Below are 26,863 nucleotides of genomic sequence, written 5' to 3'. Positions count from 1 at the left end.
GGGTTGTGGGATTCAAGCTATAAGATTAGCAAACAGACGATCGCCAAGACTTATATCACGCAGAAACCCGGTTGCTTCAGGGAATTCCATTATTTGAATCTCAGACTTAGAACGAAAAACCCGGTTTCTTGACAAAAACCGGGTTTCTGCGTAAATCCGAACCCGACCAAAACCTCTCTGTGTCCTCTGTGTCTCGGTGGTGACACCCAAGTACGAACCCGCCAAAGGATCGATCGACCCCGTATCCCCCATCAACCTCTCCAACGACGATCGATAGCGAGAGGCGCAAGACCCTCTAGACTAGATTCAGCAGGTTGTTCGTTCGAGTTCGAGAGGTTGCTGTGGTCGAAAGTTCCAATACGTCTACATTACAAAGTATCTCGTCGCGCCGGGAGCTTCGGGAGTTAGTTCGATCGCAGCTCCAGATGTTCCTCGAAGTGGGAAACCTCGAAGGTGCGAAAACCGTATTAGTTCCCGTCCAACCGGCCGATATCGCCGAGGCCATCGAAGGACTTCCCGAAACCCTGCATGTCATCGCCTTCCGCTTGCTGTCGAAGGACGAAGCCACGGAAGTCTACGAACATCTCGATTCCAGCGTCCAACAGTCACTCATCGAAGAGTTCAAAAATCAGGAAGTTCGCGAAATCGTCGATAAAATGTCCCCCGACGATCGCGCCAAACTCTTCGACGAACTTCCGGCGAAAGTAGTACGGCGACTGCTGAAAAATCTCAGTTCTAGCGAACGTCAGGCGACAGCGTTGTTGTTGGGGTACGAACCCGACACCGCCGGACGCATCATGACGCCGGAGTATATCTCCTTAAAGGAGCATTTTACGGTGGCGCAAGCCCTCGATCGCATTCGCAGTCTGGCGCACGTCACAGAAACCGTCTATTCTCTCTACGTCACCGATGCAGACCGCCATCTCTCGGGAATTCTCTCGTTGCGGGATTTGGTGGTGGCGCAGCCGGAACAGCAAATTTCGGAAATCGCCACGCGGGATGTGGTGTTCGTTCACACGAGTACGGACCAGGAGGAAGTGGCTCGTACTATTCAACGGTACGACTTTTTGGCGCTTCCGGTGGTCGATAGCGAGCGGCGGTTGGTGGGAATCGTCACCGTGGACGACGTGATCGATATTTTGGAACAGGAAACGACGGAGGATATTTATGCGTTGGGAGGGTTACAAGCCGACGGCGATAATTACTTCCAGATGAATCTGTTTCGCGTGGCTCGCCAACGGGTTCTCTGGCTGTTGGTGTTGCTGTTTACGAATACCCTCACCAGCGGCGTGATTCGCGCCAATCAGGGGATTCTCGAACAGGTGGTGAGTTTGGCTATGTTTATTCCTCTCCTCATCGGAACGGGGGGAAACGTCGGCGCTCAGTCCTCTACGGTGGTCATTCGCGGCCTGAATATGGATAAAATTCAGACGGGTGGCGCGGGACGTATTATCCGACGGGAAGCCATCGCCGGGATTCTGTTGGGGTCGATGCTCGGGGCGATCGTCACTGTTGGTGCTTATTTGTTACAAGGAAGTTGGATTGTGGCCATCGCTGTCGGTTTCAGTTTGATGGTGATTTCGCTGTTGGCGTCGGTGTCGGGTTCGGCGCTTCCGATGTTGTTTAAGTCTCTGGGGTTCGACCCGGCTTTGATGTCTGCGCCGTTTATTACCACGGCGGTTGACGTGCTGGGGGTGTTGATTTATTTCAGTATCGCTCGCTTGTTGATGGCGGTGATTCCGTTTTAAGGGTTGACAATATTGGATTTATGTGGTATATGGGTTTCACCACAGAGACACAGAGGACACAGAGGTTTGAGCCAGAAACCCGGTTTTTCGTTTTTCTCTAAAAACCGGGTTTTGGTAATGCCAAATTAATGCCAAATTCATGCCAAATTAATGCCAAATTATACGGAATCGGAATCTCAAATACTGATTTTTCCCAATCCCCCCAACCCCCCTTTGAAAGGGGGGCTAAGGGGGGGATGTCGTGAAGACGTTTTGAAAGCCAGCTTATCGGAAACGGGTTCCGTATTAATGCCAAATTCGCTCTAATAAGTCGTAAAAGGGTTGCCAGTTATCCTCGACGGTGATGGGTTCCCACACGGCTTCAATTTCCGAACGAACGGGAACGAGTAAGGGATTGGCTTCTTGCAATCGCTGTCCGACGGTTTCGAGTTCTACGGTGGAAAGTCCCTGTAAAATCCGATGATAGACTAAGCGCCAGGGTTGCAGGCTTTCTGAGGGTTCGGCGTTGGCGAAAATGGCGGTTTCGTCGTCGCGCCATGTCGGAGAAAATTGCTGGCGAAGCTGACTGAAAAAGTCGTGATACCCCACTTGGTTTTGTTCTAAGACTTCGACGGTCAATTTCACCAGTTCTTCGGCGTCTTCGGTGGGAATGTCGTCGAGTCCCAGTTTGCGAAGCATCAATTGGCGATAGTTGCGATGATAGATTTCGTCAAATTCTGTTAAGGCGATTTGCATCGCTTCGAGATCGATCGCACCGGCCAGAGGCGTTTGCAACATCTCTAAATTTAGTTTACAGACGAGGGGTTGGTTGCCGTAGCTGTAACGTCCGTAATAGTCGAAATAGGCGGCGGTAAATTTCGGGTCGTAGTTGGGAATAAAGGCGTAAGGACCGTAATCGAAACTTTCTCCGGTAATCGACATATTGTCGGTGTTGAGGACGGCGTGACAGAACCCCGCCGCCATCCATTCAGCGGCTAATCGCGCCACTCGCGCCACCAGTGCGGCGTAAAATCGAAGGTAGGCGTTTTCGGGGTCTTGCGATCGATCGATCTCGGGATAATAGGTATCGATAACGAGATCGAGTAGTTTTTTCGTCCAGTCGGGACGGCGTAAATAGTGCAATCGCTCGAAGGTTCCGAAACGGATATGCGATCGACTCATGCGAACCATAACACACGATCGCGTTGGCGAGGGTTCGTCACCCCGCCAGAGACGCTCTCCGGTTTCGATGACGCTGAGACAGCGAGATGTGCGAACTCCCATGCGTTCTAGGGTTTCGGCGGCGATGACTTCCCGAACACCGCCTTTCAGCGTCAAGCGTCCGTCGCCACCGCGAGAGTAGGGGGTGGTACCGCTTCCTTTGGTGCCGAAGTCGTAAAGTTCGCCGTCGGTTCCGCGAACTTGTCCGTAGAGAAAGCCGCGTCCGTCGCCGAGTTGAGGATTGTACTCGCCAAACTGGTATCCGTGGTAACACATGGCGAGACAAGGCAAACTGGCTCGAAATTCGCCGAAGGCTTCGATAAAATGGGTGTTAGAAACGCGATCGGGGTCGAGACCCAGCAACGGGAGGACTCGATCGTTGCGAAAACGCAAGATATGCGTCGGAAATTCTGCGGCAGCCACGATATCGTAGTAGCCTTCTCCTAACGATTCAAAATTTGGCTCGTAATTGAGGTTAAAGAATGGATTGACGGACGTAATCTGAGGAGAACGTTCGGCTAAAGTCATGTCGAATGGGTGACGGTGGACAAGCGAAATCGTCGTCTGTGGTTCCTGTATTGTGTCAGATGTATTGTCTCAGATGGTTTCTCTCCGATGCAACTTTGTGCGGGTTTGAGGAAATCGGTCGATCGACTGAACCTCAATAGTTTTATAGGAATACAATCAAAGTTCGATGGTTGAAAATTTACCGGAAACGCTTGATGTTGAGCGTCTGTTTCAATGGGGATCGATCGCGATCGGCGTATTATTGACGTTAGCCGTCGCTCTCCTTTTGCGTCCGCTGTTTCGCCGTGCGTCTGCCTCGTTTCAAGAGTCCAAAATCGGCAAGTTTTTTAAAATTGTTTTTCAACCCAACTTAACGGAATTCGGGTTAGTTTTGGCGTTTGTATTTGCCGAAATTATCCTGTTGCGGCTTGAGGTGGCGTCGGGGTGGGAAATTATCACCAGTTTGGGATTTTCTGCCGCCTTGGTTTGGTTTTTGTCTCGTGTTTTTGCCCAATTATTCGATGTCTACTTATTAGATATTGTCATCAAAAAAGGCACGAAAATCAACGAACTCCTCAACCTCGGTAAAGTCCTCTCGAATTTAACCGTTATCTTACTGGCGGTCTTTATTTTTGCCCAAGCACACAACGTTAATTTACTGGGGTTGTTAGCCAGTTTAGGAATTGGAGGATTGGCGGTCGCATTTGCCGCACAAAAAACCTTAGAACAGGTTCTCGGCGGAATTGTTTTATATTTAGACCAACCCTTTACCATTGACGATTACGTGGGTTTACCTGACGGAACCTTCGGACGTATCGAATCGATCGGATTGCGATCGACCCGAATTCGTTTGTCCGGAAAAGGCACCTTAGCTATCGTTCCCAACAACGCCTTAACCCAAATGACGATCGAAAACTTTACGGGGGCGAAAAAAGTCATGGCAATTCTCTATTTGAATTTCCAAACCCGCCTCCCCGAAGACGAACGCGCTCTCATCCGTCAAGTCATCGTGCGCGGTACCGGCGACATTTTCGGTATCGACTCCCGTAATACGGACGTTTCCTTCCGAGATGTTCCCGACAAAAACGGTCGCAACAAAACTCAATCGCAAGTTACCTTTTTCATCTTGGGTTCTGGCAACGTCTCTATGGAGATTCGCCGACAGGTTCTCGACGCGGCTAACCAAAAAATCGGTCAAAAACTCAAAGAATACGGCATCGAGTTTGAAAGCGAAGGTCCGACGGTTTATGTGGATTCTCCCATTACCATTTAACTCTCTCTAATGTTTGAATTTCTATGAATATCGAAGAATTGATGAAGTTCCTCAATGGAGGAACCGCTTGGTTAGCGGAGGCGAATATCCTCAATTTGTTGATTTTTTTGGGGTTTACCCTAATTTCTTTGTTGATAGGACGCTTTACACCGCGCATCGTTCGTTGGTTTATCGATCGATTTTTCGCCGAGGGCGTCGTCCGCACCTACGACACCCTCGTTCAACCGATTAAAAACCCCTTTCGGGTCTCGGGAACGTTGGTGTTAATTTCCCTCTCGTCCGTTTGGCTGGAAGAGTACAAGAATTTTTACAAGTTTCTCAGTCCGTTTTTGGATTTAGCCGTTATTGTCAGTATCGCTTGGTTAGTCTCCAAGTTGTTACAACAAATTTTGCGGCTTTACGGTATCGATCTCCTCAAACGGATGGGGTTAGAAGTTGACGAACTGCTTCTGGTTTTCGAGACGGTGGCGAACGTCCTCATCGGCTTTTTTGCGGTGTTGGCTTACGCGCAAAGTCAAAACCTCAATTTACTCGGATTGTTTGCTGGGGTGGGACTCGGGGGTTTGGCGATCGTAGCCGCCGCACAGAAGATTTTAGAACAGGTTCTCAGTACCATTGTGTTATATCTCGATCGACCCTTCGTCCCCGGCGATTATATTCGGTTGAAAGACGGACAATTGGGGCGCGTGGAATCGATCGGTATTCGATCGACCAAAATTCGGACTTCTGCAAAAAGTACCCTGTTCGTCGTTCCCAACTCGATTCTCGTCAACATTGAAATCGAAAACCTCACCCGTGCCAAAAAAGTGATGTCGATGATTTATCTGGATTTCCTCAAACCCCTCGACGAGCAAGATATGGCACTGGTTCGGGAAGTGGTTACAGAATCGACAAACTCCGTATTCGGCATCGATCCCGGCAGTACAAACATCACGTTCGATCGCCTCGCCGAAGACAAAGCCATGCAAGCTCGCGTCACCTTTTTTATTCTAGGATCGAACGAAAATTCCATTCAACTTCGCAAGCGGTTATTAGAACTCGCCAACGAAACCATCGCGCAAAAACTGAGTCAGTTTGGCATCGAATTTTCCTCGAAAGAACCCACGGTTTACGTCGAATCGCCGATTACGCTGTAGGGAGATGCGAAAATGAGGTGTTGAAAACCCAGCTTCTTCGAGATATCCGGTTTCGGGAAATTGCCGAAGTGAGATGCCCAAAACCCGGTATCGTGGAGATAGCGGGTTTCTAACGGCTGTCTGGCGCACAGATTTTCCTCAAATCTAATTCCTCAAATCTCAATTGTTCGACTATTTTTCGACTTCATGTATGACTGTTTGGCAAATTGATTTCTTTCGTCGTCCCGTTCGAGACGAGTCTGGCGAAACCCTCTGGGAACTGTTAGCCTGCGATCGCTCTCTCTCGTTTCAGTTTCAAGCCTGGTGTCCGCAATCCCAAGCCAACTCCGATTGGATTGCAACGCAACTTCAACAAGTGGCGGTGTCACTTCCGCAACAGTTGCAAGTCTTCCGTCCCGAATCCCTCAGTTTAATCGAAACCGCTGGCAAAAAGTTAGGCGTTCCCGTGGAGGCGACGCGGCGCGTGGAACCCTTGAAACGATGGTTGCTGCGACGCGCTGAGGAATACCGCCAACATCCCGGTTACACGGCGGAGGTTTACGATCCCTTAGCTGTTCCCCGTCCGGCGCCGGTTCCGGTTCCGGAAGAATTGTGGGGCGATCGCTGGCGCTTTGCGTCGCTTCCTGCGGGGGATCTCGAGGGCATTGCCTCCCGTCCGATGCGGTTTCGGGAGTTTCCGGAACTGCTGCATCCGGTGAAGTTGGGGGTCGCCTCCACGCAATCGGTTCCCGGCGTTATCATCGACGGCGGACGCCAATCGCTGCAACTGGCGCGATGGCTGGATTCGGTGCGTCCGGTTGCTATCAACTACATTCCCGGTGCGCCAGATGGCTTGATTTTGGAAGCGGGACTGAGCGATCGCTGGGTGTTGGCAACTTTTGAAGATGCGGAAGTTCAGGCCGCCGCACGTACTTATCACCAACGCCAGCAAGAGGCGAAAGGATTGCACTTTTTGTTGGTGCGACCGGACGAGTCCGGTATGACGCAAACGGGGTTTTGGCTGTTATATCCGGCTTGATTCGTCGGAAATCCAGATTTTTCCCCGATGTAAGGCTTCTTGCAGTTGCTGGATTAGCTGGTATTCGGCGGGACTGAGGGTTTTTCGATCGAGGACGGCGCGGTGGAGGAGTTGGCGATCGATCGGCGTAATCTGACGCAAGGCGAAGATTCGTTCGACCACTTGCGTCAGGGACAGTTGGGATGGAGCGTTTTGGGAGGTCATACTCAGTGATAACTTGGAGCGGCTATCTAGCTTTGACCTTGAAAAATACGCTTTTCGCTGCGAGTTTTCCGTATTTACCGATACAAATTGTAAAGAAATTATAAAAGTTACGTAAAAACTCGTAATTTACAACTGAAACTTCTTCAAAGATAGACACTGAATTTCAGTCCGCAACCCAGATCCAGCCGCGATCGAGTCCTTCAAAAACACGATCGACGAGGTTGCGTTCTCGGCGATCGATAGCGGGGCGAGACAGGAGTGCAGAGGTCAATAAAGCGCGATCGACAGCGGTAATTTGGCGAAACCGACAGATTCGCTCGACCACTTGCTCCAAGGAATAGTTGTTGGGGGTCATCCGGGCAGACATGGTTTTTAAAGATTCTGTAAACCTCTACTTGCCATCGTAACACTCTCTTTAAAGATTGTGTGAAGAATCGATGCGATCGTTGACACAAAAACAGGCGATCGTGTATAGGCAATTGTGCGATCGAGGTCACTGACAAAAGACATCAAATTTGCGTCTTGCTCTTTTGGCAAGAACATCAAAAAATAAACCCCGGACTGTTACGGGCGATAACGAACCTTCTCAGAATCGGATTGGGAAACGTTCTCGAATTCCGTTGAAATTCTGTGGGAACGGTGACGTTTTCTCAAGTTCAGAACGCTCGAGGCGCGATGGCGCCACCGGGTAAAATTAAAGTTCGACGAAGGAATTTTTAACCGCGATCGCCAACGCTCGAACCGAAACCCTGCCCGCTCGATTCTCAAACACACCTCGTCAAAATCCAGAAAAAACGCTATGACTCAAGCAAAAATCGGCATTATCGGCGGTAGCGGACTCTATAAAATGGAGGCGCTCCAAGACATCGAAGAAGTGCGCGTCAAAACGCCGTTCGGCGATCCCTCCGATGCGATCGTTCTCGGCACCCTAGACGGAACCCGCGTCGCGTTTCTCGCCCGTCACGGCCGCAACCACCACCTTCTCCCCTCAGAATTGCCCTTTCGCGCCAACATCTACGCCATGAAGAGTCTCGGCGTAGACTATCTCATCTCCGCCTCGGCGGTGGGGTCCCTCAAAGAAGCGGTCAAACCCATCGATTTAGTCGTTCCCGACCAGTTTATCGATCGCACCAAAGATCGCGCCGCCACCTTCTTCGGCAACGGCATCGTGGCGCACATCGGCTTTGGCGACCCAGTTTGTCCGCAACTGGCCGAAGTTTTAGCCGACGCCGCCGAAAGTATCGACCTGGGCGAAGCTGACGTTCACCGAGGCGGAACCTACGTTTGCATGGAAGGACCAGCCTTTTCCACCAAAGCCGAATCGGAGTTATATCGCAGTTGGGGCGCTTCCGTCATCGGCATGACCAACCTCACGGAAGCGAAACTGGCTCGAGAAGCGGAAATCGCCTACGCCACCCTCGCCTTAGTCACCGATTACGACTGCTGGCATTCCGACCACGATAGCGTCACGGTGGAAATGGTGGTGGAGAACTTACACCACAACGCCGAAAACGCCCAGAAGGTAATTCGCGACGCGGTACGCCGTCTGAGCGAAAACCCCTTCGTCTCCGAAGCACATTCGGCGTTGAAGTTTGCGGTGATTACGCCGTTGGACAAAGCTCCCGCCGAGACGAAGGAAAAATTGAAGTTGTTCTTAGCCAAGTATTTGGTCTAGCCAGGGAGAGGGGGAGATAGGGAGATTTCCCATCATCCCCTCATCTCCCTAAACGGGTAACGCCGATTCCGTTAAGAGTTCCGAGTAGACTTCACCAAGTTGTTGGGCGACGCTTTCCCAACTGAACTGGTCGAGAACCCGCTGACGGGCGGCGTTTCCGAGTCGATCGCGCCAATCGGAATCGAGGAGAATTCGATCGATCGCCTCGGCGAAAGCCGCATCGTCCTTAGCGGGAACGAGTAGTCCGGTTTCCTCGTGGGCAACAGTGTACTGCAATCCACCGACAGCACTGGCGACGATGGGGGTGCGAGAGGCCATGGCTTCGATGGCCACCAATCCAAACGGTTCGTAGTGACTGGGAACGACGCAGACATCAGCGGCGGCGTAATATTCCGCCATTTGTCCGTCGGCGATGCGACCCGGAAAATGGACTAATTCTTCAATGCCCAAATCGCGCACGAGGGCGATCAGTCGATCGCGTTCGTCGCCGTCTTTGTGTCCCGAACGACTTCCGCCGCCGATAATGAGTTGTAAATCGGCTTTTCCGCGCAGTTGCGAGCGTCCGATGGCGCGAATCAGGGTTTCGATGCCTTTGCGGGGGTCGAAGCGTCCCACGTAAAAAACGAGTTTCGTGTGGGGAGAGATACCTAACTCGCGGCGAGCCTCCTGTTTGGAGACAGCACCGAAGCGATGCACGTCCGTTCCACAGGGAATCACGTCGATATTGCCCTGTTGCGTCACCTGGCGCATATCGTCCGCTTCTTGGGGACTGGTGGCGATAACGCGATCGGCGGTTTCGATGCAGCGTTTTTCCGTTTCCAAGCGGGTGCTGGCGATGGGGGGAATCTCCTTCACCGAGCGATACTTCACCGATCCGAGAGAGTGGTGGGTGTGAACTTGTACCAGAGATTGACGGGTTTTCAGTTGCATTCCCACACTCGCCGACAGCCAATAGTTGGTGTGAACGAGGCGATATTGCAGGCCCGATTCGGCTTGAAAGTCGAGGAAGCGATCGATGAAGGTGGGTAAATACTGAAAGATATTATCTCGATGAACGAAGCGTTCCGGTCCGGCCGTGAGTCGAATCGTGCGACAGTTGTCGTGGTGTTCGACAATAGAAACTTGGTCGGGGGCAGTTTTGCGGGTGAACATATCCACCTGCCAACCTTGCTCGGCAAGGCTTTCGCCGACGTGACGAACGTAAACGTTTTGTCCCCCCGCCTCTTCTTTTCCAATTTCGATCGCCGGATCGCCATGAACTGAAATCAGGGCAATATGTCGTGCAGAAGCCATAGTCAAGATTCCTTTGAGCGTTCCCGCCAGTCAGCACTGAGAGAGGCTTGGCCTCTTCAATTCCCATCGCGAGGACGAATCGTTTGGCTTGATTTTAGCATTTTCGTCTAAAGGCGTTGTTATAGGCTTACAAAGCCGATCGGCCAAAGGTTTCGGCGTTTCTGTTTTCGGTCGAAATGGGGTTTTCCGTACTCTTTCCACCCTCGACGGTGAAGCCAATCCCGTGAAGGCTTGAGATCCCCGGCATCTTGGAGATGCCGGGGATCTGGCTGTCAACCGTGAGTGCGGGGTCTCTGTCAACGGCTTTCCACTAAGGAAAGGGCGGTTCCCGTTAAGCTGAAGGCGCGAACTTCGGTAATTTTGACGGGAACCGTTTGTCCTTTGAGTCGATCGATCTCCCCTTCAAAGAAGGTCAAGCGGTTGCCTCGGGTGCGTCCCATGACCTGGCGGGGGTTTTTGGGGTTGCGATCTTCGACGAGGACTTCTTCGACGCGATCGAAATAGCGTTGAGATCGATCGGCAGCTTTTTGTGCGACGAGGTGGTTGAGTCGTTGCAGTCGATCGCTTTTGACCTCTTCACTCAGTTGATTGTCCCACTCTGCCGCAGGCGTACCGGGACGGGGAGAATAGGCAGCGGTATTGAGTTGGTCGAACCCGATATCTGCAACGAGTTTCAGAGTATTTTGAAACTGTTCTTCCGTTTCGCCGGGAAAGCCCACGATCGCATCAGCACTGATGGCGGCGTCCGGCATATACTTACGAATCGTCTCGATAATACGTCGGTATTTTTCGTGAGTGTAGCCGCGAGACATGGCTTTGAGAACCTGGTTATCCCCGGACTGGAAGGGAATGTGGAAATGTTCGCAGACCTTGGGGAGTTCCTGACAGGCGCGAATGAGGCGTTCGGTGAAATAGCGGGGGTGACTGGTAGCGAAGCGAATACGATCGATCCCCGGTACGTCGTGGACATAGTACAAGAGATCCGTGAGGGTATGTTTGTGGCGGCCTTCCGGCGTCGTTCCCGGCAAATCTCGTCCGTAGGCGTCGATGTTTTGACCGAGAAGCGTCACTTCTTTATAGCCTTGGCGTGCCAAGTCTTCCATTTCCGCCCGAATCGCTTCCGGCGTGCGAGACTGTTCGGTTCCCCGCACGTTGGGGACTACGCAGTAGGTACAGCGTTCGTTGCAACCGTAGATGACGTTCACCCAAGCCGTGACTTGACTATCGCGGCGGGGTTTGGTGATGTCTTCCATAATGTGGACGGGTTCGGTAGCAACCACCTGATTTCCCGCCAAGACTTGTTCGAGGAGGTCGCCGAGGCGGTTGGCGTGTTGCGGTCCCATCACCATATCCAGTTCGGGGACGCGGCGCAGGAGGGCTTCTCCTTCTTGTTGCGCGACGCATCCGGCCACGATTAGGGTTAAATTGGGGTTGGTTTGTTTGCGTTTGGCTTGTCGGCCGAGGTAGGAGTAGACTTTTTGTTCGGCGTTATCGCGAATGGTGCAGGTGTTGTACAGGACGAGATCGGCGGTTTCCGGGTTGTCGCTCTGTTGGTAGTCGAGCGATTCGAGGATTCCGGCCATCCGTTCGGAGTCAGCTTTGTTCATCTGACAGCCGAAGGTGGTGATGTGGTAGCGACGGGGAGACGTGGTCATGAGCGTTTGTCAGTCTGAAATCTCGATCGAACCTTTATTGTAGCGAGTCGATCGACTTCTGAGGTTGACGGGACAGATGGTTAGGTTGGGGGACTCGCAGGCGATCGATGAGGTTCGAGAAGGGTTGAGTTATGGAAAAACCGATGGAATATTGAAAACCTTTTTGAAAAAAATATCGATCGGAAATGAGGGAGCAAGTGTCATATTTTTAAGTCGTTGTGGAGATGATTCCAACTTGCACTTAGATAGAATTTTCGGTTTTTTTATGCGCGATCGCACGGTCAAACCTCCAGGTATTTACACAGACCGGAGTTGAGGCTTCGATTTCTTTACATAATTTTTAAGATAAATCCAAGCAAACTTTATGCAAAAAAGTAAATTTATGGAGTAAACTGGAGTCAAATTAAGCGATCGGGCGTTGCATCTACCTCCGAATTTAAAAGTTTGTGCGGAGAACCTGCGATATCGCCACCTCGTTCCGAGTAACGTCCTCTCATGGCGCTCGGGCGAGCGTATTTTTTAGGTGGCGATCGCACAATTTCAGAGATACTCTACGTATAAATACGGTCGCGATCGGTTGCGTCCGGTTCGATCTGTAACTGCCACCCCAGATTTGAAACGACCCAAATTTCCCATGAATAACAGTCAGAGTGCGCGCCAAATCCTTTTTGTCGATGCCAGTGTCGATCGCTACGAGGATCTCGTTCGGGGCGTTGTCGCAAATACCGATGTTGTCGTTCTTTCGCCAGCGCAAGACGGTATCGAACAGATTGCAAACACGCTTTCTCATTACAACGACGTGCGATCGATCCACATCGTCGCGCACGGGGAACCGGGTCGCGTGCAGTTGGGATCGACGAATTTGGATGTGAAGACGATCGATCGTTATAAAAAAGTTATTGGACGTTGGACGGCTGCATTTAGTTCCCAGTCAGAAATTTTTCTTTACAGTTGTCGGACAGGTGCGGGAAATCTCGGCCGTCAGTTTTTGGCAAAACTGCACCAGTTAACCCAGGCGAGTATTGCCGCGTCTTCTCAAATGTTGGGACGAGGACTGTGGGAATTCGACGTTTGCCTCGGAAATATTTTTTCTTCTATTGCCTTTCGTCCCGAGATTTTATTTCGTTATTCGGGGACGTTAAACTTAGAAAACCGTCTTTATGCCACAGGTGGACCGAACAGTGAGCAGCTCTTCGTTGTCGATCTTGAGACTGGAGATTTGACCACTCTTGGAACTCTGCAAAATCAATCCTTTGCATTAGCACGAGATAGCACGGGTACTCTCTTCTATGCGAATACCGAGGAAGACGGTTCAGTTCAATTTTATTCGAGTGAAGTCTCCGGAAATGCTATTCAAAACCCCCAATCTCTGGGTGAAGTGGGGATTGGTGAAAACAAGCCACTCCTAAAACTCGGCCAATCTCAGGATGGCAATTTATTTGCCATGACTTCTGCTTCTGTCAATGTAGATAACGATGAAAATTATGTAAATTTATATACGATCGACAAGAACGATGTAACCCAAGCTCCCGTGGTTTTAAAATTCAACCAAAAAGCGGGGCCTGATGGAGAAATCACAGGAGAATTCGGTCGGGGGGGAGGAGATATTGCCTTCGATCCGGAAAATGCTGATGTTTTTTATGTCACAGTTGCTCGTCCTAATCAAGGGGTTTATCAGCTTTACAAAGTAACACTAGATGATGCGAGTAACCCAACTTCGGGAACGGGAGAATTTATTGGCGATCTGTTTGAACCAGACGGTACTACACCACTCGATGCAGATGGTGCAGGTGCTTTGGCGTTTGGTTCTGACGGATCGCTATACTTTACCAGTAACAAACGACTTTTCAAGTTAGAAGAAAATGACTTCCGAACTCCACCGGCCAATGAAGAACTAACAGCCACGAAAATCAGCGATCTTTCGGCGGACATCACTGATTTTGCAACTTTACCCCAACCTTCACCATTCCTCAATATTAAAGTGGACAAGGAGGACGAACAAACGGGTAATGGTATTGCTAATTCAGGGGATACGCTAACTTATACAATTACCATTGAAAACAAGGGGATAAAAGATCCAGTTAGCGGTAACATTACTGATGGTCTCATTGAAGGTATTCAGGTTTCCGATCCTTTAGCGAGTGGATTTAGCAGTTTTGCTTGGACTGAAGTTATTCAAGATGCCAGCGACAATACGGTTTCCGAAACTTCAGGGACGGGAGCGATCGATCGAACGATCGACCTCGATAAAAACTACACGGCAGTTTATACGGTTACGGCGAAGGTTCAAGGATCGACGCCGATTGGTGATTTTGTCACTAATACAGCGACAGTAAGCGTTCCGGGGTTCAGTCTCGTCGATCCTGACGACACCGACAAAGTTGTTAATTCCATCAGCGATGACGACAAAGCTGAAATGATTGCTAACGCGCCACCAGTGGCACAAGATACGGTGGTGGACGTTCCGGACGAAAATCCTGTGTCGATCGCAAGTCTTTTTGCACTCGACCCAGATGGGGACGATATCGAGTACTTTATTATCGACACTTTACCGCCTGCCTCGGAAGGTAAGTTGACGTTTCAGGGGGATGACGTCGAACCTGGCGACAAAATTCCCATTGACGATCTCAACCATCTCCAGTTCGATCCAACGGACGGTTATGATTTTCAAGGCGCAACGTTTCAATATCGCGCACAAGACAGCCGATTTCGCATTTCCGAACCCGCAACCGTCACGCTGAACGATCCGCCTACAGCAGACGATAAGTCTGTCACCGTGAATGACACTGACACGAATTTATCGATTTCAGGCGATGATGACGATGGTACAGTTCAATATTACGTCATCGAATCGTTACCGTCGGATGGAACCCTTTACGTTGGAGATCCCGACAACGGTGGGTTTGTCGTTACAGCCGGACAACAGCTAACCCCCGACCAAGTTCAGCAATTAGTATTTCGTGCAGACTCGAACCCCGGTAATATCGACACGAGTTTTACATTTCGGACTGTCGATAATCACGGTGCTGAATCCGATTTGGCAACCGTCGATTTAGATGGAAATGCCCCTCCAGATACGACAGACGCAGATTTTGACAATCTCACGGCAGGGACACCATTAACTGGCTTGGGGGGAACGGACGACGACACCGACACAGACGACTTAACCTTTAAAATTACCGAACTTCCCACTGAAGGTACTCTGTACCTCGGAGATCCCGCTACGGGGGGAACACCAATTACCAATCTTTCCCAAGTTGACAACTTAACCAAAGCCGAACTCGACAGTCTCTATTTCAAACCGCCAGCAACAGGTTTTACAGGAACCAGTTTCAAGTACGCGGCGATCGATGAAGACGGTGCAGAAGATCCGACCCCGGCCACCGTTCAACTTACACCGAACGGCGGTAACGTTCCCCCAGATACCGATAACACCACTGTAGACGTACCGCCGAATACCGCCAGTAGCAGTACCACGATTCCCCCAGGTATTCCCACCGCAATTACAGGATTGGGAGGAGACGATCCCGACGGGAGTGTCGCTAAGTACAAAATTAATACGGTTCCAGGTAACGGAACGCTTCTTATCGAAGATCCGATGGCTCCCGATGGTTTCAGGGAAATTAACGCCAATGAAGAAATCGATGCTGCTGATATCGACAAATTGGTGTTTCTCCCTGGCCCGGGTTTTAACGGGACGAGCTTCACTTATTCTGCTATTGACGATAATGGAAAAGTCGATCCGACTCCGGCGACAGTAACGCTGAATGCGGGAAACCAAGTCCCCGATACGCAGGACGTAACGCAAAGTTTGCCTTCTAATTCGGGCGACATTATAAAACTCAATGGATTAGGGGGCAGCGATCCCGACGGCAACGTAGCTTTCTACACCGTTTCTCCACCCAGTGGTGGAAAGCTATATATCGGAGATCCGGCACTGGGTAACGAGATTACCGCAGATACTCAGTTAACTCCCGACCAACTGCAACAGTTGTATTTCAAGGTTGGCGATCCCAACGCAGATGTGACGATCGAGTACTTCGCCACGGACAACGACGGCGATCGCGACCCGACCCCTGCCACCGTAACGCTGACAGCCGATAACAATCCTCCTGAAACCGATGGCGCGTCCAACAGCGTACTTCCCGGTCAAAGTCGCACCCTGACCGGGTTGGGCGGTAGCGACAACGATGGTAGCGTGTCGTATTACGTCATCAAAACCATTCCCAACGGCGGAATTCTCTATTTGGGCGACCCGGCGGACGATATTCGCATTCAACCGGGTCAAAAACTGTCGCCGCAAGAGATCGAAAAACTGGTTTTCGTCGCTGGGGACAACTTCTCGGGTACCAGCTTTACCTATGCTGCCGTCGATAATACCGGGGAAGAAGACCCGACGCCAGCCACCGTTTCCATCGCACGAACAACAACGCCAACAGTCCCAGCCCCCACTCCCGACCCGGACCCGGAACCGGAACCGGAACCAGAACCAGAACCCGAACCAGATATCCCCGCCAGTCCCGATTCAGAGGTCGAGACCCCCTGCTGTCCCCCAGCCCCCCTCGAACCGGCGATGCCGGAAGTGGCCGGGTTAGGGACGATCGACCCCCCAGAAATCGACGAACTCCCCATTCTCGACACCAACAGCTTCGAGATGGCCCTGGAAAACCGCCAAGAGGGAGACGCCGGAGATAACCTCCTCGAAGGCACCGCCGGAAACGACGAACTACAAGGCCGCGAAGGTAGCGACGGACTGCGGGGATTTGAGGGAGACGACTTCCTACAAGGGGGGATTTCTGGCGATGCGAACGTAACTCGCGATCGCGACGCCATCGCCGGAAACCAAGGCAACGACCTCATCGGCGGTAACGAAGGAGACGATACCATCTTCGCCGGGAAAGACAACGACCTCGTCTTCGGCGGTCGCGACAACGATCTCATCTGGGGCGATCGCGGCGACGATACCCTCTCCGGAGACAGGGGAGACGACGCCATCGCCGGAGACGAACTCCTTCTCGATGGCAACATTCCCTCCGGACGCGATCTCATTTACGGAAACGAGGGCGACGATACCCTCAACGGCAACTCCAACGACGACTCCATCTCCGGTGGAACGGGGACAGACATCATCGAAGGGGGCAAAGACAACGACCTCATCTTGGGGGATGAAGGCAACGACTCCCTCAACGGTAACTTCGGCAACGACACCATTAAAGGCAGTCCCGACACTGGAGACGCCGCCACGGAAGCCGATATCCTTCACGGCAACCCCGGCAACGATGTGCTTTCCGGCGGTATAGGGGACGATACCCTCTTCGGCGGCCGCGATGGGGATACCGTAGACGGCGGTGAAGGCAATGACATCCTCTTCGGCGATCGCGGTGCCGATATCCTCATGGGAGGAGACGGCGACGATGCCATCGTCGGGCGATCGATGGACCCCACCCTCCCCGACGAAGACGGCTACGAGTTGATTTACGGCGGTGCCGGAAACGACTTCATCCACGGCAACGAACGGGACGATAGCATTTCCGGCGGCGACGGGGACGATCGCATCCTCGGCGGAAAAGACCAAGACCTCATTTTCGGCGATGGCGGCAACGACACCATTAAAGGAGAACTCGGCAACGATACCATCCTCGGCAGTTCTAACGACGCTGTCCCTGGCGTTCCCGATAACGACCTCATCGCCGGAAACAACGGCAACGACCTGATTAAAGCCGGCCACGGCGACGATATCGTATTTGCTGGAAAAGACGATGATATCGTCTACGGCGAAGACGGAAACGATGTCGTCTTTGGCGATCGCGGCCGGGATATCGTCTACGGTAACGGCGGTAACGATATCCTCGTCGGCGACACGGGAAATCCCGAAACTGACGATGCCCAGGCAGATTCCGATATCGTCTTCGGCGGTATCGGTGACGATATCCTTCTGGGCAACCAAGGCAACGACAGTCTCGTGGGTGGCGACGGTGACGACATCGCCCTCGGCGGCCAAGACGACGATCTCATCTGGGGCGAAGCCGGAAACGACAACCTATCGGGGGATTTGGGTAATGATACCCTCTGCGGCGGCGACGGAGACGATACCCTTATCGGTGCCAATACCAACATCGAACGGATTGGGGACGGAGACGACCTCCTCTGTGGCAGCGTTGGGAACGATCTCCTAGCAGGAAACGAGGGGAACGACAAACTCAGCGGCGGCGATGACGACGATACCCTCTTCGGCGGCGATGGGGACGATACCCTCATGGGAGGAGACGGAAACGACCTTCTCAGTGGCGATCGCGGTAACGACAGTCTCGTGGGAGGCGAGGGAAACGATCGATTTCTCCTGTCCGCCAACAGCGGCAACCTCACCATCGCCGATTTCCAAAAAGGAAGTGACTCGTTCCTCTTGTCCGGCGGTCTCACCCTGGAACAGCTTACGGTGGCACAGGCGGAGAACGATACCCTCATTCGCCTCGGAAATACCACCCTGGCGACAGTGGTGGGATTTGCCCCCTCAGAAATCGACGAAAGTGATTTTCAGTAAGTTCTCGGTGATGGGATGATGAAACCTTAGGGGTGGGCATACCCACCCCGACAGACGGCATTTTCAAGGGGTTCACCCCTGTACAATGCCGTTTTTCTCGACTTGCCGCTTCGATCGATCCTTAGCGATTTCCGTTTTCATGTTTCGTTGGTTTTACCGCAAACCCTCAGAGAAACGCTCTGACCCACTGTCAGAGACTGGGTTTTTGTCAAATTGGCGTTTTCAGTTATGGACGGTCGTATCGATCGCCATCGCCCTCGTCATCGCATCGCCGATTTTATTCGTTCTCGGCAGTATCTTTTTCGACGCCAGCGAGGTCTGGCAGCATCTCGCCACCACCGTCCTGCCCCGATACGTCCGCAATTCCGTACTTTTAATGGTGGGGGTGGGTTTCGGCGTCGTCACCATTGGGGCGGGAACCGCTTGGCTGGTGAGCGCCTGTCGCTTTCCCGGCGTGCGGATGTTCGAGTGGGCGTTGTTGCTGCCCATGGCTGCCCCAGCTTACGTTTTAGCCTACACCTATACCGACTTTCTGGAATTTTCCGGACCCGTGCAAAGTCTCTTGCGAGATTGGTTTAACTGGGAATACGGCGATTACTGGTTTCCCAACATTCGATCGATCGGCGGGGCGATCGCACTCCTCACGCTCACCCTCTATCCTTACGTCTATATGTTGGCCCGGGTGGCGTTTCTCGAACAGTCCGTCTGTACCCTCGAAGCCAGTCGCGTCCTCGGCTGCAATCCCTGGCGGAGTTTCTTCACCGTCGCCCTACCCCTGGCCCGTCCCGCCATCGCCGCCGGAACCGCCCTCGCCTTAATGGAAACCCTCAACGACTTCGGAACGGTGCAGTATTTCGGCGTCGATACCTTCACCACCGGGATTTACCGCACCTGGTTCGCCATGGGAGAACGCATCGCCGCCACGCAACTCGCGGCGTTTCTGTTGCTGTTCGTGTTCGCCTTGCTGCTTCTCGAACGGTGGTCGCGGCGTCAAGCCACTTACTATCAAACTTCCGCATCGTTCCAACAACCGCCGCGATTTGACCTGAAGGGATTTCGAGGGATGGGAGCCAATCTCGCCTGTAGCTTACCCGTCATTTTCGGTTTTATCATTCCCGGTGGCGTATTGTTACAACTGGCGATCGCCAAATCGGACGAAACCTTTGGCGATCGATTTTGGGAATTCGCCCGTCACAGCCTGTTTTTAGCCAGCCTGACCGCCGTTATCGGCGCGATCGTCGCCTTGATTCTCGCCTACGGCGTCCGTCTCAACCCCTCCCCCTGGATGCGTTTGGCCCTGCGCGTCTCCGCCCTAGGATACGCCATTCCCGGTTCGGCCATTGCGGTGGGGGTATTAGTTCCCGTGGGGGCGTTAGACAACACCATCGATCGCTGGATGCGATCGACCTTTAACATTTCCACCGGACTGTTACTCAGCGGCACCGTCACCATCCTGATTTTCGCCTATCTGGTGAGGTTTTTGGCCGTTTCTCTCAGCAGCATCGAATCCAGCCTCGGGAAAATCGCCCCCAGCCTCGACGAAGCCTCTCGCAGCCTCGGGTACACCCCCTTGAGTACCCTGTTCAACGTCCACGTTCCCATGATGTGGGGAGGATTGCTGACCGCCACCATGATGGTGTTTGTCGACGTCATGAAAGAGCTTCCCGCCACCATGGTGATTCGTCCCTTTAACTTCGACACCCTGGCGGTGCGCGTCTACAACCTGGCTTCAGACGAACGCCTGGCCGAAGCCTCGGGTCCCGCGTTAGCTCTCGTGGCGGTGGGGATCGTTCCGGTAATTTTCCTGAGTTGGCGCATCGCTCGATCGCGTTCTAAGGAGACGATGGGATGACGAGATGATGGGAAATTCTCCGATCGCCTCATCACCTCCTGACCGCCTGACCTCATCACCTCCCCATCTGATACATTAGATGGGGACTGTTTGAGGAACACTGCGGATGGGTTATCTGGTAGCCACCACAAACATGAAAGGCGGCGTGGGAAAAACCACTATGACCGTTAATTTAGCGGCGTGTTTGGCGAAAGACCACCGCAAGCGCGTCCTCGTCGTCGATCTCGACCCGCAAATTAGCGCCACGCTCTCGCTGATGTCGCCGACGGATTTCGCGCAAATTCGCAAACAGCACGGGACGCTGAAATATCTGATTCAAAAATCGATTACCGGGGATCTCGGGACGACGGATGCCAAAGATATCGTCCGTCCTTATGCCGGAAATCTAGGGGGGATCGATATTCTTCCCGGTGATATCGATTTGTATAACGATTTTTTGGTGTCCGAAGTTCTCTACAAAAAAGCTATTCGTAATCCCGAACGTAACTTCGAGACGGTCTGGAACTCCTTTGAAGATTCCCTGATGTACGGTATCCTCAAACCCCTGGTTCCTCACTACGATTTTATCTTTTTAGATTGCGCTCCCAGTTATAACTTAATCACCCGAAGCAGTCTGGTTTGCAGTGATTTTTACCTCATTCCCGCCAAGCCGGAACCTCTTTCTTATATCGGGATGCAACTGTTGGAGCGTCAAGTTAAAAAAATAATTGAAACCCATCAAGTCGATAAAAAACAGCAGACTCAATTGGTGGGAATTGTCTTTACCATGTCTCGCAGTATTTTAGCGGGTCGCTATTACAAACAGGTGATGAAACGGGTTCGTCAAGAGTTTAACGATTCCCAGGTTTTCAAAACCTCAATCCCCATGGACGTGAGCGTATCTCGGGCTGTAGATAGCTTCAAACCCGTGGTTCTCAGCGATCCCAACACGGCAGGTTCTAAAGCCTTTAAAGCGCTGGCGCAAGAATTTTTGGCGAAACTTCAAAAACTGACCCCTGCCTCCCAGAGCGTCCGCCTATCTAAATTAGAATGAGCGTAAGACGAGCCGTATCGCACCCTGCTGGCAAAAAAGCCCTGCGATCGCGTTCCTCACACCTTTGAGAAAGGAGTCTAAACCATGAACGCCCGATGGTTTTGTCTGGTTCCAACCGTGGCGTTAGGCTTGGGTGTGCCTCCCTGTGCGGCCAGCATTCCTCCGGAGTTGGTCGTTTTGGCACAAGATAGCTCGACCTGGCGGGTTTTCGCATCTCAGGAAGGCCGGTTTCAGGTGATGATGCCAGAACCGCCACAAACGTCCACGGAATCGATCGATTTTCCCGGCGAACCCATCGCCTTATATGCGTTTGCGGCGAAAGACTCTCAAAGCGAGTATCTCGTCACCTATTCGGACTATCCCAACGAGTTTATCGATCGCATGGGAGAACCGACCCAGTTCTTGCAAGCCGTCAAACAGGGATTTCTCGCAGGAATCGAAGCCAACGAAGAATTCAGTACGGTGTTACAACTGGAGGGCTATCCAGCCTTAGAAGTCGAGTATACAACGCCAGAGGGGGCGGCGGGATTGGCTCGATTTTATTTGGTCAACTCGCGGCTATATCAAGTGATCGCCACCTCCAACGAAACGGCGTCGGGCAATTTTTCAGAAAACGCCGATCGATTCTTCACCTCCTTCGATTTGCGTTAGCCAACCACAGGAATCCTGAATTTTGGCTGCATTCCCGATGTCCGTTGTTAGACTGAAATGGACGACTCCTCCACACTCAAACGCCTCAATGGACGCTTTCATCGAACAACGGATGCGGTTGCTCTACCACGAAAAAATCCGTAGGCAGATCGAACACTACCGCCAACGGGTCGCACAAAGAACGGGCGATCGCCGCTATAGCTGTCAGTATTACGCCAACTCCGCCTATCTTCTGTGCGCCGTGAACCCTTCGGGACCCTGTTCGACTTGTCGCCACTATCAACCCAAGCGATCGCCATAGGCATCTGTGGGATTGTCCGTTCCCTTGCAACCCGATAGAACGGGACGAGGGAAACCCTCTCAAATGCCAATTGAGCCAATTTGAGAGGGGCATTCGCCGCCTGCGTCCATCGCTCTCCTCCTGACCGGGTTCGGACGGGATGGGGGAGTTTAACCTAGAGTAGTAGGTACTACTGGCTCACGACGAAAAACTCTATGAACGCCAATTCCACGTTTCTGTCTTCTGCCAACCGTTGCGTCGTCGCCCTCTGCGGGGCGATCGCATCGAGTCTCGTTAGCCTCCCCGCTTGGGCGAATCCCCCAGAAACAGCCCCGGCGGAACTCACGCAACTCCTCGAAAATATCGACGCGGCGGCCAGTTCCGCAGACGTGGATGCAGTGATGGATTTTTACAGCAGCGACTTCGTTCACGAGGACGGCTTGACGCGATCGAGCCTCCGTTCGGCGTTGGTGCAACTGTGGGAACGCTTTCCCGAGTTGACTTACGAAACGGAATTGCTCTCTTGGGAAGCGACGGAAACCGGCTACGAAACTCAAACGCGCACCACGATCGCGGGAACGGAAGCTGCACCCCATCGCCAATACGACCTCAACGCCACGCTACAGTCCCGCCAACGCTACGAAAACGGCGAAATCGTCTTTCAAGAGGTTTTGGCAGAACGGGCGACGCTCACCTCGGGAGACGCACCGCCGACGGTGACGGTGAACCTTCCTGAGAGCGTTCGTCCGAACAGTCGCTATCACTTCGACGCCATCGTGCAGGAACCCCTCGATAACGACTTTTTACTCGGTTCAGCCATCGAACAGACGGTGTCGGTAGACAATTATCTCGACGATACGGCCTTGGAGTTGCAACTCCTCTCGGCTGGGGGGTTGTTTAAAGTGGGGGAAACGGAAGCTCGGGAAGGGGATTATTGGCTCTCGGGGGCGATCGTGCGTCGTGGAGGCATTACTATCGTCACGCAACGGATGAAGGTTAAGAAATAGTTCGTCCTTCGTCGGCGCTTTGTCTCCCATGCTACGACGAAACCGGGATTCTAGAAGAGACCCGGTTTTTGCTTGGCTCGTTGGGGAACTTTGGCCGACCCATTCAACCGATGTTTAACCGATGCGAAGGTGAATGCGAGGATTGAGCTTGTCTTCAACAGGCTGGCCGTCTCGCAGATGTTGTTGCACAATATGCGGTACGTCTTCTGGCTGTACCTGACAGTACCAGGTTTCGTCGGCCGCCACGCGCACCGTCGGCCCCGAACTGCACTGTCCGAGACAGCCGCATCCTTCCACTTCGACCCCTTCTAAATTGGCCTCGCGGAACGCTTGTAAAGTCTGTTCCGAACCGTTGTTCGTGCAGGAACGGTACTGACACACGAAGATGCGGGGGGTCTCGGAGGCGTTGGAAGAGTTGGAGGTGGGACGGTCGGCCATGAGGCGATCGAGACGCTACGCTACAGCTTCCATCTTAGCGAGCCTTGTAACAAGTCGCCCGTTCGGGATTCTTTCGGGATTCTTAACGAACTCGCACGGGCGTCGAACGGTATGATAGGCAACAGAAACCAGACACGAGACGACAGCGGAAACTATGGTCAAAACCGTTGCTGAGGTAATGAGTCGCGATCCGATTCTCGTCCGACCGGATACGCCGATTCAAGAGGCAATTCAAATTATCGCCGAACGCCACATTAGTGGCCTGCCCACCGTGGACGAAACGGGTAAACTCGTGGGAATTCTGTCGGAAACGGATTTGATGTGGCGCGAAACCGGGGCGACGCCCCCGCCTTACATCACGATTCTCGACAGCGTGATTTTTTTGGAAAATCCCAAACGGTACGAAAAAGAGTTGCATAAAGTTTTGGGGCAAACCGTCGGCGAAGTGATGACGACGGAACATATCGTGACGATCGCACCGGACTGTTCGTTACAGGAAGCGGCTCGTTTGATGCACGAGAAGAAGGTTCATCGTCTTCCGGTTCTCGATGAATCTAAGAAAGTGGTGGGAATTTTGACGCGGGGTGATATCGTGCGGGCGATGGCAGCCAGCAATAACGATGTTGAGTAAAGTCTAGTGCCTGAATCGTAGACTTGAAACGGCATTCGATTTGGATTGACAGTTCTTATCGAATACACTTCTTAAAATCGTTAGACTTGAGGGGATTTTAAATTCCCTCGATCGCTCTTTCAATTCCAGCGTTAACCGAGTTTTCTAGCCCAAAATTAAATCACTAGACAATAAATAACTCGAAAATCTGAGTTAGAAAGCTTGGCCAGATTGGCTGAATGATTGTGGCTCGAAACCTGCAAGTTTTGAGAAGGTTCGAGATTTTCTTTTTGGCAACTTTTTTTGATAGCCACTCCCTAGAAAAAACTAAACTTTCAAAATGAGTATTACACCGGAATCCGTCAAACAATTGATCGAATCGGAAGATTACGGCGATCGCTTGCGGGGTCTCAACCAGGTCGATCGCATCGATCCGGCCGTGGCCTTCGAGTACGTCAAACCCGCCCTCAACGACGAAAATCCTCGGGTTCGCTATACCGCCACCAGTAAAATGGCCTCCCTCGGACGCCAGGATTTACCCCTATCCCTAGAACTGTTGCGCTTGCGGTTGCACAACGACCCGGAAATGGACGTGAAAGCCGCCGCCGCCGATTCTTTGGGGGCCCTGCAACTCAAAGAAGCTTACGATGATTTGGTGACGCTCTATCACAGTACGGACGACTGGATTATTCAGATGAGTATCGTGGCGGCGTTGTCCGAACTCGGCGAGCCTCGAGCGATCGAACTGCTCGAAGAAGCCGTTCGACACGAGACCGAAATTATTCAAACTACCGCCATCAGCGCGTTAGGCGAACTCGGCGATCCGAAAGCCATTCCCTGGCTTGAAGAATTCATCAACCACCCCGAACCCCAAACCCGTCTGCGGGTCGCCCAAGCCTTGGGACATATCGGCGGCGACGTCGTGCGTCCGCTGTTAGAACAACTGGCGTCCGACGCAGATGCTCAGGTCTCCGAACGGGCAAAATACTGTTTGGAAAACCTTTAAAATCCCATCCCCAACTCGAGAAAGGCGGTATCGGAAAGGCCGCCTTTCTCGATCGTCCGGCGCGATCGTGTTAAGAAATCCATCAATTGTAACCAAATTGGCAAATTTGAGGTAATAAAGACGCTAGGCTTGAGGAAAACTGTTACCGACTCGGGAGATCGAGCAGCGAGAGATCGGGCGTTGTCTGTTCGCCACAGGAAGTAATAGTCTCTCAAGCGTTGGAGTCGGTTCGTTGCCGTAGGAGACCGCGATCTTCGTTTTCCTAACGTGCCCTTTGATGGAAAACCCCAACCCTCATGCCCCAAATTCAAAACTCCCACTTGCTCCGCGTCCCAACTCAAGCCGACTGTCCCGTTCGTATCTTTCGACGAGACGACGGCTTAACTGTCGTTCATCAATACGTTGCGACCAGTCCCGTAGCCGTTACAGACGTTTGGGTCAAAGCGGGCGCCGCCAGCGAGCCGGACGAGTGGTCGGGGATGGCACATTTCCTCGAACACATGATTTTTAAGGGAACCGAACGACTGGCCCCCGGTTGCTTCGATCTCGCCATCGAAAGTTGTGGTGGCGTCACCAACGCCGCCACCAGCCACGATTACGCCCATTTCTTCATCACCACGGCCGCGACCCATTTTCGCGAAACCTTACCCAATCTGGCCGAACTGCTGCTGCGGGCGGCCATTCCAGAGGAAGAATTCCGTCGCGAGCGAGATGTGGTTCTCGAAGAAATCCTGCAAAGTTACGACAATCCCGACGATTTACTTTTCGAGGCGACGATGGAAGAACTCTATCGACGCCACCCCTACCGCCGTCCGGTGTTGGGAACCGAAGACAGTTTGATGGGGCGATCGCCCGAAGAAATGCGGAACTTCCACAGTTCCCACTACCAACCGGACAAGATGACAGTGGTTGTCGTGGGCGGCGTGTCGGAAGCCGAAGCCCTCGATCGCGTGGACGAGTCTTTTCGGAACTTTCCCACCCCCGCCAACTGTCCCAACTTCCCCATCGAAGCCGAACCGCCTCTGTTAGAAGTCCGGCGTCGCGAGTTGCGACTGCCAAGATTGGAAATGGCTCGCTTGAACCTAGCATGGGTCGGTCCCGGTATCGATCGCATCTGCGACGCCTACGGATTAGACTTGCTGTCGGTGATTCTGGCGGCCGGGCGATCGTCGCGACTGGTCCGAGAACTGCGAGAACGGCGTCAGTGGGTGCAAGGCATTACCAGTTACTTTTCCCTGCAACGAGATTCGAGTCTGTTTACAATTAGTGCGTGGCTCGAACCGACCTATCTCGAGGTAGTGGAACGAACGATCGTCGATCGCCTGCACCAACTGCACGTAGAACCCATTCCCGAGGCCGAACTCGATCGCGCCAAACGGCAACTGCGAAACGACTACGCCTTTTCCACCGAAACCCCCGCCCAACTGGCCGGGTTGTACGGCTACTATCAAACCCTGACGCAAGCCCAAATCGCCGTCATGTATCCCGAGCGCATTCAAGCCTTCGACGCCGAAACCTTACGTCAACTGGCCAGTCAATATTTGACAGTCGATCGATACGTGGCTACCGTAGCCATCGGCGATGAATGGTGTTGAATGGTAACGTATCTAAGGCACTTTGCCCGTTCGATCGCTCGATCGCTTCCCCATCGTCCCTCACCCAGTTTCTTGAGGTGGTTCAAAGAGGAAGTAGTGACGAGATTGGGAGATAAGCTGTCTCTTCCTCGTCCCCTTTGA

20 protein-coding genes are annotated in these 26,863 nt (G+C 52.5%); 14 read left to right on the top strand and 6 right to left on the bottom strand.

Annotation, left to right across the window (positions count from 1 at the left end):
- The first annotated feature begins 341 nt into the window (after positions 1–341).
- Positions 342–1,748 carry a magnesium transporter gene (gene mgtE, locus ACP5D4_RS09540; RefSeq protein WP_428011394.1) on the top strand — a complete coding sequence of 469 codons (1,407 nt, stop codon included), beginning with the start codon at positions 342–344 and terminating at the stop codon, positions 1,746–1,748.
- Between the two features lie 285 nt (positions 1,749–2,033).
- On the opposite strand, the gene ACP5D4_RS09535 is transcribed toward mgtE, so the two are convergent.
- Positions 2,034–3,476 carry a protein adenylyltransferase SelO gene (locus ACP5D4_RS09535; protein WP_428011393.1) on the bottom strand — a complete coding sequence of 481 codons (1,443 nt, stop codon included), beginning with the start codon at positions 3,474–3,476 and terminating at the stop codon, positions 2,034–2,036.
- 166 nt (positions 3,477–3,642) lie between these two features.
- On the opposite strand from ACP5D4_RS09535, the gene ACP5D4_RS09530 reads away from it, so the two are divergent.
- The 3 genes from ACP5D4_RS09530 (at position 3,643) to ACP5D4_RS09520 (ending at position 6,882) form a co-directional block, all read left to right on the top strand.
- Positions 3,643–4,728: a mechanosensitive ion channel family protein gene (locus tag ACP5D4_RS09530; RefSeq protein ID WP_428011392.1), complete on the top strand. Its 1,086-nt coding sequence runs from the start codon at positions 3,643–3,645 to the stop codon at positions 4,726–4,728.
- 23 nt (positions 4,729–4,751) lie between these two features.
- Positions 4,752–5,864: a mechanosensitive ion channel family protein gene (locus ACP5D4_RS09525; RefSeq protein WP_428011391.1), complete on the top strand. Its 1,113-nt coding sequence runs from the start codon at positions 4,752–4,754 to the stop codon at positions 5,862–5,864.
- A 190-nt stretch (positions 5,865–6,054) separates the two neighbouring features.
- Complete coding sequence (locus ACP5D4_RS09520; protein ID WP_428011390.1) at positions 6,055–6,882, top strand: Tab2/Atab2 family RNA-binding protein; 828 nt, start codon at positions 6,055–6,057, stop codon at positions 6,880–6,882.
- Here ACP5D4_RS09520 and ACP5D4_RS09515 read toward each other — a convergent pair.
- Positions 6,868–7,086 carry a hypothetical protein gene (locus ACP5D4_RS09515; protein WP_428011389.1) on the bottom strand — a complete coding sequence of 73 codons (219 nt, stop codon included), beginning with the start codon at positions 7,084–7,086 and terminating at the stop codon, positions 6,868–6,870. The two genes, ACP5D4_RS09520 and ACP5D4_RS09515, sit on opposite strands and share 15 nt — an antisense overlap.
- A gap of 163 nt (positions 7,087–7,249) precedes the next feature.
- A complete protein-coding gene (locus ACP5D4_RS09510) occupies positions 7,250–7,453 on the bottom strand; it encodes a hypothetical protein (RefSeq protein ID WP_428011388.1) in 204 nt (67 codons plus the stop codon).
- Positions 7,454–7,885: 432 nt separating this feature from the next.
- On the opposite strand from ACP5D4_RS09510, the gene ACP5D4_RS09505 reads away from it, so the two are divergent.
- On the top strand, positions 7,886–8,761 hold the full coding sequence (locus ACP5D4_RS09505) for an S-methyl-5'-thioadenosine phosphorylase (protein ID WP_428011387.1): 876 nt from the start codon (positions 7,886–7,888) through the stop codon (positions 8,759–8,761).
- Between the two features lie 48 nt (positions 8,762–8,809).
- Here the strand turns inward: ACP5D4_RS09505 and ACP5D4_RS09500 are convergent, their stop codons facing one another.
- Together ACP5D4_RS09500 and miaB are read right to left on the bottom strand one after the other, a co-directional pair.
- The gene (locus ACP5D4_RS09500; RefSeq protein ID WP_428011386.1) at positions 8,810–10,054 is read right to left on the bottom strand and encodes a glycosyltransferase; all 1,245 of its coding nucleotides are present in this window, start codon (positions 10,052–10,054) and stop codon (positions 8,810–8,812) included.
- A 296-nt stretch (positions 10,055–10,350) separates the two neighbouring features.
- On the bottom strand, positions 10,351–11,709 hold the full coding sequence (gene miaB, locus ACP5D4_RS09495) for a tRNA (N6-isopentenyl adenosine(37)-C2)-methylthiotransferase MiaB (RefSeq protein WP_428011385.1): 1,359 nt from the start codon (positions 11,707–11,709) through the stop codon (positions 10,351–10,353).
- A 634-nt stretch (positions 11,710–12,343) separates the two neighbouring features.
- On the opposite strand from miaB, the gene ACP5D4_RS09490 reads away from it, so the two are divergent.
- The 6 genes from ACP5D4_RS09490 (at position 12,344) to ACP5D4_RS09465 (ending at position 23,073) form a co-directional block, all read left to right on the top strand.
- On the top strand, positions 12,344–18,250 hold the full coding sequence (locus ACP5D4_RS09490) for a DUF4347 domain-containing protein (protein ID WP_428011384.1): 5,907 nt from the start codon (positions 12,344–12,346) through the stop codon (positions 18,248–18,250).
- Between the two features lie 139 nt (positions 18,251–18,389).
- Positions 18,390–20,102, top strand: coding sequence for an ABC transporter permease (locus ACP5D4_RS09485; RefSeq protein WP_428011383.1), 1,713 nt, complete (start codon positions 18,390–18,392; stop codon positions 20,100–20,102).
- 106 nt (positions 20,103–20,208) lie between these two features.
- The gene (locus ACP5D4_RS09480; RefSeq protein ID WP_428011382.1) at positions 20,209–21,135 is read left to right on the top strand and encodes a ParA family protein; all 927 of its coding nucleotides are present in this window, start codon (positions 20,209–20,211) and stop codon (positions 21,133–21,135) included.
- An 84-nt stretch (positions 21,136–21,219) separates the two neighbouring features.
- Positions 21,220–21,786 (top strand): hypothetical protein, encoded by a 567-nt coding sequence (locus ACP5D4_RS09475; protein ID WP_428011381.1) that lies wholly within the window; start codon positions 21,220–21,222, stop codon positions 21,784–21,786.
- An 88-nt stretch (positions 21,787–21,874) separates the two neighbouring features.
- Entirely contained in the window at positions 21,875–22,087 is a 213-nt protein-coding gene (locus tag ACP5D4_RS09470) for a DUF6464 family protein (RefSeq protein ID WP_428011380.1), read from the top strand.
- Between the two features lie 194 nt (positions 22,088–22,281).
- On the top strand, positions 22,282–23,073 hold the full coding sequence (locus ACP5D4_RS09465; RefSeq protein ID WP_428011379.1) for a nuclear transport factor 2 family protein: 792 nt from the start codon (positions 22,282–22,284) through the stop codon (positions 23,071–23,073).
- A gap of 114 nt (positions 23,074–23,187) precedes the next feature.
- Here the strand turns inward: ACP5D4_RS09465 and ACP5D4_RS09460 are convergent, their stop codons facing one another.
- Positions 23,188–23,511 carry a (2Fe-2S) ferredoxin domain-containing protein gene (locus tag ACP5D4_RS09460; RefSeq protein ID WP_428011378.1) on the bottom strand — a complete coding sequence of 108 codons (324 nt, stop codon included), beginning with the start codon at positions 23,509–23,511 and terminating at the stop codon, positions 23,188–23,190.
- A 154-nt stretch (positions 23,512–23,665) separates the two neighbouring features.
- On the opposite strand from ACP5D4_RS09460, the gene ACP5D4_RS09455 reads away from it, so the two are divergent.
- From ACP5D4_RS09455 to ACP5D4_RS09445, 3 genes are all read left to right on the top strand, one after another.
- Positions 23,666–24,142 carry a CBS domain-containing protein gene (locus tag ACP5D4_RS09455; protein WP_428011377.1) on the top strand — a complete coding sequence of 159 codons (477 nt, stop codon included), beginning with the start codon at positions 23,666–23,668 and terminating at the stop codon, positions 24,140–24,142.
- A 319-nt stretch (positions 24,143–24,461) separates the two neighbouring features.
- Entirely contained in the window at positions 24,462–25,127 is a 666-nt protein-coding gene (nblB, locus tag ACP5D4_RS09450) for a phycobilisome degradation protein NblB (RefSeq protein ID WP_428011376.1), read from the top strand.
- Between the two features lie 296 nt (positions 25,128–25,423).
- The gene (locus ACP5D4_RS09445) at positions 25,424–26,722 is read left to right on the top strand and encodes a M16 family metallopeptidase (RefSeq protein ID WP_428011375.1); all 1,299 of its coding nucleotides are present in this window, start codon (positions 25,424–25,426) and stop codon (positions 26,720–26,722) included.
- The last annotated feature ends 141 nt before the right edge of the window (positions 26,723–26,863 follow it).

The organism is Baaleninema sp., from assembly GCF_049974805.1.
GTDB lineage: Bacteria > Cyanobacteriota > Cyanobacteriia > Cyanobacteriales > Geitlerinemataceae > Baaleninema.
Note: the sequence above shows the minus strand (reverse complement) of the source record. Positions and strands in the feature narration are given on the sequence as shown.